We start from the raw sequence: 14185 nt of genomic DNA on the forward strand, positions 1-14185 counted from the left end.
GTTATAATATATCGATGATAAAATATCAAGCTCCAGAATAATTATCGGTTATAATAGATACAATCACCATTGATGAATTAACTGGCACAACAAATTGATTCATTATATGTTTATTGAATTTTTACTGATTTAATATACGTTTTGCAGCGGAGGATATTTGAATGGCAAGTGAAAGACAAAGGAAGATAAGGAATTTTTGCATCATAGCGCATATTGATCACGGCAAATCAACCCTGGCTGACAGGCTTATACAGATGACGGGAGTCCTGTCGGACCGGGAGATGGAAGAACAGGTTCTGGATAATATGGATATCGAAAGGGAGCGGGGAATCACCATAAAGGCCCAGTCTGTGCGTATGCGGTACAAAGCGGAGGACGGGGAGGAATATATATTCAATCTTATTGATACCCCCGGGCATGTCGATTTCAATTATGAGGTGTCAAGAAGCATTGCAGCCTGCGAAGGAGCAATACTGGTGGTTGACGCTGCCCAGGGAATTGAAGCCCAGACACTGGCAAACGTATATCTCGCGTTGGAGCACAATCTGGAGATAATGCCGGTGATAAATAAGATAGACCTGCCCAGTGCACAGCCTGAAGTTGTAAAGAAGGAAATAGAGGATGTCATAGGCCTCGATGCCAGCGACGCACCATTGATATCGGCCAAAAACGGAATAAATATAGAAAGCGTCCTGGAAAACATTGTATACAAGATTCCATGCCCTGAAGGGGACGAGGATGCTCCTTTGAAGGCGCTGATATTTGACTCCTATTACGACAGTTACAAGGGTGTTATCGCCTTTGTGAGAATAAAGGAAGGCAGAGTAAAGACTGATGACAGGATAAGAATGATGTCCACCGGAAGGGAATTCCAGGTAACCGAAGTCGGTTATTTCAGACCGGGTTCCCTTATGCGTTGTGACGAACTGCTGGCAGGCGATGTCGGCTATATAGCAGCCAGCATCAAGAATGTAAGGGATACAAGGGTGGGAGACACCATCACTCTTGCGGACAACCCGGCAAAAGAGCCCCTGCCTGGCTATAAAAAAGCGAATTCCATGGTTTTCTGCGGCATATATCCTGCTGACGGAGCAAAATACGATGATTTGAGGGATGCTCTGGAGAAACTGCAGTTGAACGACGCTTCCCTTACTTTTGAACCCGAAACGTCGGTAGCGCTGGGTTTCGGCTTCAGATGCGGCTTCCTGGGACTGCTCCATATGGAAATAATACAGGAGAGATTGGAAAGGGAGTACAATCTTGATCTGGTGACTACGGCACCAAGTGTTGTCTACAGGATAACCAAGACCAACGGAGATGTGTTGATGATAGACAATCCCACCAATCTTCCACCTGCTGTTGAGATAGATAAAATGGAAGAGCCTGTGGTAAAGGCCAGCATAATGACCCCTACGGAGTATGTCGGCAATATCATGGATTTATCCCAGGAACGCCGGGGCGTATTCAAGGATATGAAATACATCGATGAGAAAAGGGTAATGCTCACTTATGAGATACCTTTGAATGAGATTATATATGATTTCTTTGACACCCTGAAATCGAGGACGAGGGGTTATGCTTCCCTCGACTATGAGCTCATAGGATACAAGGAATCTGATCTTGTAAAACTGGATATTCTAATAAACGGAGAACCGGTTGACGCTCTTTCCTTTGTAGTGCATTCTGAAAAGGCCTACTCCAGGGGAAGGAGAATAGCAGAAAAGCTTAAGGATTCAATACCGAGGCAGCAGTTTGAAATCCCGATACAGGCATGCATTGGAGGCAAGATTATAGCCAGAGAGACCGTAAGAGCATACAGGAAGGATGTCCTGGCTAAATGCTATGGCGGTGACATAACCCGTAAGAAGAAGCTTCTTGAAAAGCAAAAAGAAGGAAAGAAGAGAATGCGCCAGGTAGGAAGCGTGGAAGTTCCGCAAGAGGCCTTTATGAGCGTGTTGAAGCTGGATACGTGACGTGATGGCGAAAGCAAATGAAATTGGCAACTAAAGCAGAATATTAAATTCACAAAGGGGCACCCGATGAGGTTGCCCTTTATAATTAAGAAGGAGATTTTATGGGGACGGAAACCAAAAAGATAAGTTTATATATTCACGTGCCTTTCTGCAAGGCAAAATGCTATTATTGCGATTTTAACTCCTTCGCAGGCATGTCGGGCCGAATTGCACCCTATTTCAAAGCCCTTCTTGGAGAAATTGAGCTCTATGGAGAGCGTTTGAAGGGCTATGGCATAAAGACGATTTTCATAGGAGGGGGAACCCCCAGCTTTGTTGATGCTGAATATATATCAGCTGTTGCAGAGTCTTGCAGAAAGCATTTTGATTTGCTGGAAGATGCTGAAATAACTATTGAAGCAAATCCCGGCACGCTGAGCTTTGAGAAGCTGGCAGCCTACAGGAGCATGGGAATCAACAGGCTGAGCATGGGCTTGCAGGCGTGCCAGGATGATATTTTAAAGAGCATAGGCAGGATACATAAATACCAGGAATTTGTGGAGAACTTCCAACAGGCTAGAAGGGCAGGCTTCTCCAATATAAATGTGGATTTGATCTTCGGGCTTCCGAACCAGACTCTGGAGGACTGGAAGGAAACCCTTGATAAGGTTGCCGGCCTTGAACCGGAGCATATATCCTGCTATAGCTTGTCCATTGAAGAGGATACTGTATTTGGCGATAGGCTGAAAGCCGGCGAGCTCAAACCCGCCGATGATGAATTGGACCGCAGAATGTACCATATGGCAAAGGATATGCTGACCAGTTATGGTTATGGGCATTATGAAATATCCAATTTTGCCAAATCCGGCTTCGAATGCCTGCACAACCTGACATACTGGAAGGCGGAGGAGTATGCCGGACTGGGAGCAGGAGCCCATTCCTACCTGGATTCGGTGAGATTCAATAATGTTTATTCCGTCGAAGACTATATAGATTGCATATCCCGAGGGACCCTTCCGGTGGAGGACGAACATCCGCTGGATGCGGAGGAAAAAATGTCCGAATTCATGATGCTGGGGTTCAGGCTGATTGGCGGTATAAGCATAACAGAGTTCATGCAAAGGTTCGGCTCCGACGTATATGCTTTATTCGGAAATAAAATTAAGATGCTGGAAAACAAAGGATTGATTGAGGTTATAGGAGATTGCATCAAACTTACTGATTCAGGTCTCGATCTTGCAAATCAGGTTTTCATGGAGTTCATATAAGCGCAGCCTGCATAAATAGGCCAGCCTGAACAAATAATATCCGTGAATTCTGGTAATTGTAAATTTTCAAATACAGGAACAAATCTCTTGACAAAGATATGCTAAGGTGGTATTTTTAAAGTATATTAGCACTCGGCTTGCTAGAGTGCTAACAAGAGGGGTGTTAATGATGTTATTAGATGATAGGAAGATGCGAATTCTCCGCGCTATTATCGACGACTACATCAACACTGCGGAACCTGTAGGTTCAAGGACAATTGCCCGAAAGCATGAGCTGGGGTTGAGTTCTGCCACTATACGAAATGAAATGGCTGATCTGGAGGAAATGGGCTATCTGTCACAGCCGCATACGTCAGCAGGTAGGATACCTTCTGATAAAGGTTACAGGTTTTATGTGGATCAGTTGATGGAAGTGAGACAACTTACTCCAGCGGAGATAGAGAGCATACGGAGCACCATGGAGGTAAGAATAAATGAATTAAGTCAGCTTATAAGGCAGGCTGCCGCAGCTATGTCCCAACTGACAAAATATACGTCGGTAGCTGTCACCTCTCACAAGAAGAAAAGCATGATAAAAGCTGTACAGGTTGTTCCAATTGAGTCCGGCAAGGCGCTGGTTATAGCTGTTACAAACACAGGCACAGTCAGGAATGAGATCATAAGGATATCGGAGAGTACAACTCCTGACTTTTTGAATAGAATGTCAAATATGCTGAATGATAAAATCAGCGGTTTGACGGTGGGAGAAATCAATTTGCCTTTGTTGAACGATTTTTCACATCTGCTCGGATTGCCGGATGACCAGGTGTCACCCATATTGACCGGCATTCATGACTGCATTAAGCAGATTGACAGCCCTAACGTTTACCATGAAGGGGCTATAAATATATTTAATTTTCCGGAGTTCAGAGATATTGTCAAGGCGAGGGAATTTTTGCACATTCTGGACGAAAAGGAACTATTGTTTAATCTGCTGAATGACAATACCGGAAGTAATGAGATCACCATTCGTATTGGAACAGAAAATGAGCTGGAAGAGATTAAAGACTGCAGCCTGATAAGCGCTACTATTAGCTTTAACGGTATGGAACTGGGATCGATAGGCATATTGGGTCCCACGAGGATGGAATATCCGAGGGTTGTGTCTTCAATGAGCTTCATACAAAAGAAGATAAACAGGGAGATAAAAAAGCTCTTTGGAGAGAGTGACGACAGTAAAGACACATATTAGTTCAACTATTTATTAAAGAATGAAGCATTAAATGTTAAGTGTGATTATACCTGCTTTTAATGCTTCATTCTTAACTACTCATTAATCTCAGTTGCATCCGGCACGGGTGCGCGGACTAAAACAGGAGGTTGTAAGCGTAAAATGGAACAGCAAAAAGATCCACAGGATATCCTGAACAATGAGGTGTCCGGCAACAGTGGAAATGAGGAAGTACAAAAGGAAAATAACAATGCTGCAGGCCAGGAAGCTCAAGAAGTCCAATTGGAAACAGATTCCGAGGTAAAGACGGATCCTGAGGAGAATGCAAATTCCGAAGCTAAGGGGGATTCCGGGAGCAATGAGGAGCTGGAGGCTTTAAAGGCTAAGCTTAAGGAGCAGAGCCAAAAGTGCGATGAGTACTTTAGCAGGATGCAAAGGCTGGCAGCGGAATTTGACAATTACAAAAAAAGGACCGCCAAGGAAAAGGAATCGTTATATCTGGAAACAGTTGCAGATGTCGTGGCAGTGTTTCTGCCGGTTGCGGACAATCTTGACAGGGCTTTAAAGGCCGCGGAAGACAGCAGCGACCAGTCCCTTAAGGAAGGGGTGCAGCTTGTTCACAGACAGATGATGGATGTGCTAAAAAGCCTGGGTGTGGAAGAGATTAAGAGTGTGGGAGAGAAATTCAATCCCGATTTACATAATGCGGTAATGCACGTTACTGATGATTCGGTAGGCGAGGGAATTATAGTAGAAGAATTCCAGAAGGGTTATATCATAAAGGACAAGGTTGTTCGCTATAGCATGGTAAAGGTAGCTAACTAATTTTTTGAGTGAAAGAAATCATGATATGAAGCCCCGGAGGGGGTCAAACCATTTATGTCAGCTCGGAAATAGCTATAAAAATTTTATATATATTCAGGTGAAATACTTAGGAGGTAAAATTTATGGCAAAGGTAATAGGTATAGATTTAGGTACCACTAACTCGTGTGTAGCGGTTATGGAAGGTGGAGAACCGGTTGTTATCCCAAATTCTGAAGGAAGCAGGACAACTCCTTCAGTTGTTGCATTCTCAAAAACCGGGGAAAGACTGGTTGGTCAGGTAGCAAAAAGACAAGCTATTACAAATCCCGAGAGAACTATCATTTCTATAAAAAGGGATATGGGAACCGATAGAAGGATAGATATTGATGGTAAGAAATTTACTCCCCAGGAGATTTCCGCTATGATACTGCAAAAGCTCAAGGCTGATGCAGAAGCTTATCTCGGCGAAACCATTACTCAAGCGGTAATAACGGTTCCTGCATATTTCAGCGACTCCCAGAGGCAAGCCACCAAGGATGCCGGCAAAATAGCAGGGCTGGAAGTGTTGAGAATAGTGAATGAGCCTACAGCAGCAGCTCTTGCGTATGGCCTTGATAAGGAGCATGACCAGAAGATAATGGTTTATGACCTGGGAGGAGGTACATTTGACGTATCGATTCTGGAAATAGGCGACGGCGTCTTTGAGGTTTTGGCTACAAATGGTAACAACAGGCTGGGCGGAGACGATTTCGACCAGAGAATTATAGATTATCTTATAGAGACATTTAAGAAGGAAAACGGCATAGATCTGAGCACTGATAAAATGGCTCTCCAAAGATTGAAGGAAGCTGCTGAAAAAGCGAAGATAGAGCTTTCAGGCGTTACTACCACAAATATAAATCTTCCTTTTATCACTGCTGATGCTACTGGGCCGAAGCATCTGGACATGACTTTGACCAGGGCAAAATTTGAAGAGTTAACTGCCGATCTTGTGGAAAAGACTATGGTACCGACAAGACAGGCACTGCAGGATGCAGGATTGACCCCCGATAAGATTGACAAGGTATTGCTGGTAGGTGGTTCTACAAGAATTCCTGCGGTACAGGAGGCAGTTAAAAAGTACCTTGGCAAGGAGCCTTTCAAGGGAATCAACCCTGATGAATGTGTTGCCATCGGAGCTGCTATACAGGCTGGCGTACTTACAGGAGAGGTCAAGGATTTGCTTCTGTTGGATGTAACTCCGCTGTCTCTTGGTATTGAAACCTTAGGTGGAGTATTTACCAAGCTGATCGAAAGAAATACAACAATACCTACAAAGAAGAGCCAGATATTCTCCACTGCAGCCGACGGACAGACCAGCGTTGAAATCCATGTGCTCCAGGGCGAAAGGGAAATGGCTGCATACAATAAAACTCTGGGAAGATTCCAGCTTACTGGAATTCCACCAGCTCCGAGGGGTGTTCCTCAGATAGAAGTTACCTTTGATATTGATGCCAACGGTATCGTGCATGTATCAGCCAAGGATCTTGGAACCGGAAATGAGCAGAAGGTTACTATTACTGCTTCCACAAATCTCTCCGACGAAGAGATTGATAGGGCTGTTAAAGAAGCAGAAAAATATGCTGCAGAAGACAAGAAGAGAAAAGAAGAAGTGGAAATCAGGAATAACGCCGATTCCATGGTATACCAGTCGGAGAAGACATTGAAGGATCTTGGAGATAAGCTCAGTGCCGATGATAAGGCAAAGGTGGAAGCAGAAATCAATAAAGTTAAGGATGCTCTGAAAGGAACGGATACCGAAGCTATAAAGAAAGCGACAGAAGCTCTTACACAAGCATTCTATGATATTTCCGCCAAGATATACCAGCAGAATCCCGGCGCTCAGGGCGCAGGATTTAATCCTGGAGCAGGCGCAAATCCGGGAAGTGCAGCGGGTGGCAGTGATAATGTATATGATGCGGACTACAAGGTTGTAGATGACGACGATAAAAAATAAATAAAAAGATGATGCCGATATAAAATGCGGTTTCGGCGCTTGAAAGGCGAAAAACCTATTTATCAAAGGCAAGAAGAATGCTGTAAGCTTAAGAAAATAAGCCAAAGTCATGGAAATGGCATTGGCTTATTTTTAAGTTTGCTGATAAATTTACCGATGCGTCAGCTTAGTCGGTATTTCAATTGAAGTTTTAAATGGTATATTGTGATATAATGATACGGGTATTTTTGCACAATATTTAACTGGATGGATTGGACCTTTGTGCTGGTGAGCCGGGTATGCTGCAATACCTGCTCACCGGCACAAAGATAAGCTTAATACCGTTATTGGATTGGAGTTGATTGGATGGCAAACAAGCGGGACTATTATGAAGTCCTTGGAGTTGACAAAAATGCATCCGACGCAGATATAAAGAAGGCTTACCGAAAGCTTGCGAAAAAATATCATCCTGATGTAAATCCGGGAGATAAGGAAGCTGAGGCTAAGTTTAAAGAAATAAATGAAGCCTATGAAGTTTTGAGTGATTCCCAGAAAAGGGCGCAGTATGACCAGTTCGGGCATGCAGGTATGGACCCCAACAACGGCTTTGGTGGCTTCGGTGGCGGCTTCGGTGGCTTTGGCGATTTTGATTTTGGCAGTGTGGGAGATATTTTTGAGACCTTCTTCGGCGGAGGCGGCTTTGGCGGAAGATCAAGAAGCAGGACCGGCCCGCAGAAAGGCGCCGATTTAAAATACTCGATGGAGATTTCCTTTGAGGAAGCAGCCTTTGGTGTGGAAAAAGAGATAAAGGTTAACCGCATGGAGAACTGCAAAACTTGTGGAGGCACCGGTTCAAAGCCAGGAACATCACCGGTTACATGCAAGCACTGCAACGGCACAGGACAGGTTCAGTACAAGCAGAGTACGCCTTTCGGGCAGTTTGTCAATATTAAAACCTGTGATGTATGCCATGGGGAAGGCAAAATCATAGTCAACCCTTGCAGCGCATGCAATGGAAAAGGTAAGGTCAGGAACACGGTGAAGGTAAAGATCAAAGTGCCTGCAGGCATTGACAATGGACAGACGATATCCTTGAGGGGAGAAGGCGAACCGGGTGTAAGAGGAGGTCCGGCAGGAGACCTGTTCATAACGATAAGAGTGCGTCCTCATCCGTTGTTCCAGCGTCAGGGCAATGATGTCATCTGCGAAATACCCATAACCTTTGTGCAGGCGGCTCTTGGTGCCGAGCTGGAAGTACCTACCCTGGACGGCAATGTGAAATATACTGTGCCTGAGGGAACTCAAACCGGTACCGTATTCAGGCTCCGTTCAAAGGGAATACCTTATTTAAGAGGCAGCGGCCGGGGAGACCAGTATGTCAAGGTCCACGTGGAGGTTCCGAAGAAGCTGAACGAAAAGCAGAAAGAGCTGCTGAGACAGTTTGCGGAGTTGAGCGGAGATGAAAACCATGAGCAAAGAAAAGGTTTTTTTGATAAAATGAAGGATGCCTTGGGAATGTAGGATAAAATAGACGGAGGATGCACATGAAGTGGAATGAGATAAAAATTAAGACTACCGAGGAAGCATACGACGCAATCTCGGAGATGCTCACCTCGATAGGCTCCGGAGGTGTGGCCATCGAGGACCCCAATGAGATAAAAAGGGAAATTGAGAAACCTAATACTCTGGATTATGCCGATGATGAGTTTTTAAATTCATTAGGAGAGGACATAATAATAAAAGCATATTTTCCTGAAGACAGAAATATTACAGAACTGGTTGGATTGATAAAGGAAAAGCTGAATTTTATTTCGGAGTTTCTCGATGTCGGAGAGGGCTACCAGGGATACAGGGAAATGAATGAGCAGGATTGGGCGAATGAATGGAAAAAGTACTATAAGCCCGATTATATTACCAGCAGCATAGTTATAAAGCCAACCTGGGAGCAATATACGAAAAAAGGCAGCGAACTGGTCATTGAGCTGGACCCGGGGATGGCTTTCGGGACCGGTTCCCATGAGACCACCCGCATGTGTGCCCAGCTTCTTGAAAAGTACGTAAAAGAGGGTGACAGGGTTATCGACGTGGGGTGCGGCACCGGGATACTGTCGATAATTTCTGCAAAGCTGGGAGCAAGCTATGTTGCTGCTGTTGATATAGACAGCGTGGCGGTCAAGGTGGCCAGGGAGAATTGCAGAATCAACCATGTGGAAGAAACCATCGACGTATCTGAGGGAGTGCTGACGGATGTCGATATCGAGGAGCAAAAAGCCGATGTCATAGTGGCCAACATAATCGCCAGTGTGATTGTTGACATTGCGGAGGCAGTTCCAAGATATATAAAGAAGGGTGGATATTTCATAACTTCCGGCATAATAAAGGAGAGAAAGCAGGAGGTTATAGATGCATACACCGGCAGAAATTTCGTACCGGAAGAAGTAATAGAAACTGGTGAATGGGTGGCGATGGCGTTCCGATGCCTAGATTCTTTGTAGACAAAAGCAATGTGACGGCAGATTCCGTTAATATCACGGGGGATGATGTCAATCATATCAAACGTGTTCTGAGGCTGAGGCCTGGTGAAATCATAACTGTCAACGACTTAGACGGTACGGATTACCAGGTAAAGCTCGAAAGCTTTGACGAAGAAAGCATATATGGGAGCATTATAAGCTCCTGCCCCAATACAACGGAATCCATGCTTGATATAACATTATTCCAGGGACTGCCTAAGTCCGACAAGATGGACTTGATAATACAGAAAAGCGTTGAGCTGGGTGTTAAGAAAATCGTACCGGTTTTGACTGAAAGGACGATTGTAAAAATATCCGGTGAAAAGGATGCGCGCAATAAAGTTGTCCGATGGCAGAGAATTGCCCTGGAGGCGGCAAAACAGTGCAACAGGGGTTTTATCCCACAGGTGGTCGCTCCGGTGGATTTTGATGAGGCTTTGAAGATGGCGGCAGAAGCCGAACTGGGTATAATACCTTATGAGAAGGAAGAGGAAGCCAGGATGAAAAGTCACCTGAAAAGTGGAATCCGGACGGTTGCCGTGATGATAGGACCGGAAGGAGGGTTTTCTGAAGGAGAGGTGCAAAGGGCAATTGATGCAGGAATAAAGCCCGTAACCCTCGGACCCAGAATTTTGCGGACGGAGACAGCCGGCATTGTGGCACTGTCGATAATAGGGTATGAGATAGGTGATATATGACAATTTCAATCCCTATATCCGCATATATAGAAAAACGGAGCAAACAATAGAAAACAGGAAAAAAATTAATAAAAACTTCCTATATCGCATTTATTTTATTTTAAGTTGTGTTATAATATTAGAAAATTAGTTTGATGTTGGTAGTATTAAAATTAGATCGCTGTTCAGGCACAGCGTGCAGGTTTAAAGAATAATAAAATGAGTGAAGCCAAAAATTTATTTAATTTATAGCTTTGCCCATTTTAAATCCATAAAGAGGATGGCTGTTGACATGATAAAGAGCATGACTGGATTCGGCAGAGGGGAAAAGCGCGAAGACGGTAAGGAGTTTGTTGTTGAGATAAAGACGGTTAACCATAGATACAGTGATATTTACATAAAAATTCCCCGGCAGATTTCCTTCCTGGAAGACAGGGTAAGGGATGTTGTCTCAAAGAGAATATCGAGGGGCAAGGCCGATGTATTCATTTCGTATGATAACTATGGGGAAGACTCAAGGAAAGTAATTTTCGATGAAGCTCTGGCCAAGGCATATTTGAATGCGGTTGAACAACTTAGGGATAAATACGGCCTCAAAGATGATATATCGGTGTCATTGATATCCGGTTTTCCCGATGTTCTCAGAGTTGAAAAGGAAGAGGAAGATGCCGAAAAGCTGTGGGAGCTGCTGGGTGAAGCCGTAGAAAATGCTTTGGACGCGTTGGTTTCGATGAGGGAAATCGAAGGACAGGAATTAAAAAAGAATGTCCTGGAAAAAGCCGACTGCATAGAAGGCATACTGGCGGAGATCACCAAACGCGCACCCAATGTCGTTTATGAATATAAAAAGAGGCTGGAAAACAGGATAAAGGAACTCTTGGATCAGCAAACTGTGGATGAGAGCAGGATAGCGATGGAGGTTGCGATTTTTGCCGACAGATGCAGCATCGATGAAGAGCTGGTGCGCCTTGGCAGCCACATCAATCAGCTGAGGGAAACCTTTAACTTGGAACAGCCGGTAGGAAGAAAACTGGACTTTTTGCTCCAGGAAATGAACAGGGAGATTAATACGATAGGCTCTAAAGCAAGTGACCTCGAGATAACCAGGTATGTTGTGGAAGTAAAGAGTGAGCTTGAAAAAATAAGGGAACAAATACAGAATATTGAGTAAATGCCATAACACAGGGAGGTAGGCTTATGAAATTAATTAATATTGGATTTGGCAACATAGTATCGGCCAGCAGACTGGTAGCAATTGTGAGCCCTGAGTCCGCTCCGATAAAGAGAATAATTCAGGAAGCAAGAGAAAGAGGAATGCTTATAGATGCAACTTACGGAAGGAGAACAAGAGCAGTTATAATAACGGACAGCGATCATATAATCCTGTCGGCGGTACAGCCGGAAACAGTTGCCCACAGGCTGAATGATGCAAAAGAAGCTGAAGCAGAACCAATAGATGATATAATTGAAGATGGTGAATAGGAGGAGCCAGATGTCGCGTGAAGGTTTGCTGGTTATAGTGTGTGGTCCGTCGGGTGTAGGAAAAGGGACCATACTTTCTGCGCTTAAAGAAAGAAACGGCAATATCAGATACTCTATTTCCGCTACTACCAGGAGTCCCAGGCAAGGTGAGGAAGACGGGGTCAATTATTTCTTTAAGACTCGGGAAGAGTTTGAAGAAATGATAAAGAACGATGAGCTTATTGAGTGGGATGAATACTGTGGTAATTTTTACGGCACACCACGAAGCTATGTGGAGCAGACCATTAAGCAGGGATATGATGTTATCCTGGAGATCACAGTGGAAGGTGCTTTGAATATAAAGAAAAAATATCCCGATTGCGTTTCGATATTTTTGCTGCCGCCGTCCTTTGCTGAATTAAGAAGGCGTATAGTAGGCAGGGGTACGGAAAGTGATGAAATAATAACAAAAAGGCTGGAAGCAGCGCGAAAAGAAATAGAACAGGTAGACAAATATGATTATGTTGTCATCAACGATTACGTTGAGAAAACGGCAGACAGCCTTAACTACATACTGCATTCCGAAAAGCTGAAATACACTAGGAATACTGATGTTTTGCAAAGAATTGGCATGAAGGATTAATCCATATATTTTGTCTTATTTGTTAGGGAGGTTGATTATTATGATGATATATCCGCCAATTAATGAATTATCAGACAAAGTTGACAGCAGGTATACCCTGGTGGTGGAAACCGCAAAAAGGGCAAGGCAATTGGTTGACGGATCGCCAAAGCTTACAAAGTTTAATTCCGATAAGCCGGTTACAATAGCTATACATGAGATTTATGAAGACAAAATAACGTATGTGCGTACCAAGGACGGAATTAAATGAACGAATTAAGTTTAAATGATTAAGGGAGGACAAAGTAGTGGCAGTAGAAAAAACAATGGAAAAAATAGTTGCGTTGGCAAAAAACAGAGGTTTTGTTTATCCGGGATCGGAAATATACGGCGGATTGGCTAACGCATGGGATTATGGCCCGCTGGGGGTAGAATTGAAGAACAATGTTAAAAAGGCATGGTGGAAGAAGTTTGTCCAGGAGAGCCCATACAATGTCGGTGTGGATTGTGCAATTCTGATGAATCCTCAGGTTTGGGTTGCTTCGGGGCATGTAGGCGGATTCAGCGACCCTCTGATAGACTGTAAGCAATGTAAAACCCGTCACAGAGCTGACAAACTGATAGAGGACTGGAACAAGGAGAATAATATAAATCAGCCTGTGGACGGATGGACTAATGAACAGTTGATCGGGTACATAAAGGAAAAGGGAGTAAAATGCCCTGATTGCGGCTCAACTAATTTTACCGACATCAGGAAGTTCAATCTCATGTTTAAAACCTTCCAGGGTGTAACGGAGGATTCAAAAGCCGAGATTTATCTAAGGCCTGAGACGGCACAGGGTATTTTTGTCAACTTCAAGAATGTGCAAAGGACTACAAGGAAAAAGATTCCTTTTGGAATAGGACAGATAGGTAAATCCTTCAGAAATGAAATAACACCGGGTAATTTTACTTTCAGGACTCGCGAGTTTGAGCAGATGGAGCTGGAGTTCTTCTGCGAGCCGGGAAAAGACCTCGAGTGGTTCAATTACTGGAAGGAATTCTGCATGAACTGGCTTCTGAGTCTTGGAATAAAGAAAGAAAACCTTAAAATGAGAGATCACAGCAAAGAGGAGCTTTCTCACTACAGCAATGCCACCACCGACATCGAATTCAAATTCCCGTTCGGATGGGGCGAACTTTGGGGCATTGCGGACAGAACTGATTTTGACCTCAGACAGCATATGGAGCATTCCAAAGAAGATCTTTCATATTTTGATCCCAATACGAATGAGAAATATGTGCCTTACTGCATTGAGCCTTCACTGGGAGCAGACAGGGTTACCCTGGCATTCCTGTGCGATGCTTATGATGAGGAAGAAGTTGCAGAAGGCGATGTGAGGACAGTTCTTCGTTTCCATCCGGCTATTGCACCGGTCAAGATTGCCGTACTGCCTTTGTCGAAAAAGCTGGGAGATGAAGCCTACAAGCTTTATGAGAAGCTCACAAAGAAATATGTGTGCGAATACGACGAAACCGGCAGCATAGGCAAGAGATACAGAAGGCAGGATGAAATAGGAACACCTTTCTGCATTACCTTTGATTTTGATTCGCTGAACGACCAAAGCGTAACCATCAGAGACAGGGATACAATGCAGCAGGTAAGGCTGAAAATAGATGAACTGGATGAGTATTTTGCGGACAAGTTCGAGTTCTAAAGGCA

General features: G+C 44.1%; 13 protein-coding genes. All 13 read left to right on the forward strand.

Annotated features, from left to right (window positions below; all coding sequences use genetic code 11):
* Nucleotides 1-161: 161 nt before the first annotated feature.
* Nucleotides 162-1973, forward strand: coding sequence for a translation elongation factor 4 (gene lepA, locus CDO33_RS05470; RefSeq protein WP_103081122.1), 1812 nt, complete (start codon nt 162-164; stop codon nt 1971-1973).
* A gap of 101 nt (nt 1974-2074) precedes the next feature.
* Nucleotides 2075-3220 carry a radical SAM family heme chaperone HemW gene (gene hemW / locus CDO33_RS05475; RefSeq protein ID WP_103081121.1) on the forward strand — a complete coding sequence of 382 codons (1146 nt, stop codon included), beginning with the start codon at nt 2075-2077 and terminating at the stop codon, nt 3218-3220.
* A gap of 166 nt (nt 3221-3386) precedes the next feature.
* Nucleotides 3387-4451, forward strand: coding sequence for a heat-inducible transcriptional repressor HrcA (gene hrcA, locus CDO33_RS05480; RefSeq protein ID WP_242973378.1), 1065 nt, complete (start codon nt 3387-3389; stop codon nt 4449-4451).
* Nucleotides 4452-4592: 141 nt separating this feature from the next.
* On the forward strand, nt 4593-5255 hold the full coding sequence (gene grpE / locus CDO33_RS05485) for a nucleotide exchange factor GrpE (RefSeq protein ID WP_103081120.1): 663 nt from the start codon (nt 4593-4595) through the stop codon (nt 5253-5255).
* Nucleotides 5256-5377: 122 nt separating this feature from the next.
* Nucleotides 5378-7231: a molecular chaperone DnaK gene (gene dnaK / locus CDO33_RS05490; RefSeq protein ID WP_103081119.1), complete on the forward strand. Its 1854-nt coding sequence runs from the start codon at nt 5378-5380 to the stop codon at nt 7229-7231.
* A 345-nt stretch (nt 7232-7576) separates the two neighbouring features.
* Nucleotides 7577-8731: a molecular chaperone DnaJ gene (gene dnaJ, locus CDO33_RS05495; protein WP_103081118.1), complete on the forward strand. Its 1155-nt coding sequence runs from the start codon at nt 7577-7579 to the stop codon at nt 8729-8731.
* Between the two features lie 23 nt (nt 8732-8754).
* Nucleotides 8755-9705, forward strand: a complete 951-nt coding sequence (prmA, locus tag CDO33_RS05500; protein ID WP_103081117.1) for a 50S ribosomal protein L11 methyltransferase — start codon at nt 8755-8757, stop codon at nt 9703-9705.
* The gene (locus CDO33_RS05505; protein WP_103081116.1) at nt 9687-10421 is read left to right on the forward strand and encodes a 16S rRNA (uracil(1498)-N(3))-methyltransferase; all 735 of its coding nucleotides are present in this window, start codon (nt 9687-9689) and stop codon (nt 10419-10421) included. The genes prmA and CDO33_RS05505 overlap by 19 nt, the downstream gene beginning before the upstream one ends.
* 271 nt (nt 10422-10692) lie before the next feature.
* Nucleotides 10693-11571, forward strand: a complete 879-nt coding sequence (locus CDO33_RS05510) for a YicC/YloC family endoribonuclease (protein ID WP_103081115.1) — start codon at nt 10693-10695, stop codon at nt 11569-11571.
* 26 nt (nt 11572-11597) lie between these two features.
* The gene (gene remA / locus CDO33_RS05515; RefSeq protein ID WP_103081114.1) at nt 11598-11882 is read left to right on the forward strand and encodes an extracellular matrix/biofilm regulator RemA; all 285 of its coding nucleotides are present in this window, start codon (nt 11598-11600) and stop codon (nt 11880-11882) included.
* 10 nt (nt 11883-11892) lie between these two features.
* A complete protein-coding gene (gene gmk / locus CDO33_RS05520; RefSeq protein ID WP_103081113.1) occupies nt 11893-12504 on the forward strand; it encodes a guanylate kinase in 612 nt (203 codons plus the stop codon).
* Between the two features lie 43 nt (nt 12505-12547).
* Nucleotides 12548-12754 (forward strand): DNA-directed RNA polymerase subunit omega, encoded by a 207-nt coding sequence (gene rpoZ, locus CDO33_RS05525; protein ID WP_103081155.1) that lies wholly within the window; start codon nt 12548-12550, stop codon nt 12752-12754.
* A gap of 37 nt (nt 12755-12791) precedes the next feature.
* Entirely contained in the window at nt 12792-14180 is a 1389-nt protein-coding gene (locus CDO33_RS05530) for a glycine--tRNA ligase (protein WP_103081112.1), read from the forward strand.
* Nucleotides 14181-14185: the final 5 nt, after the last annotated feature.

It is taken from the genome of Clostridium thermosuccinogenes, from assembly GCF_002896855.1.
GTDB classification, from domain to species: domain Bacteria; phylum Bacillota; class Clostridia; order Acetivibrionales; family DSM-5807; genus Pseudoclostridium; species Pseudoclostridium thermosuccinogenes.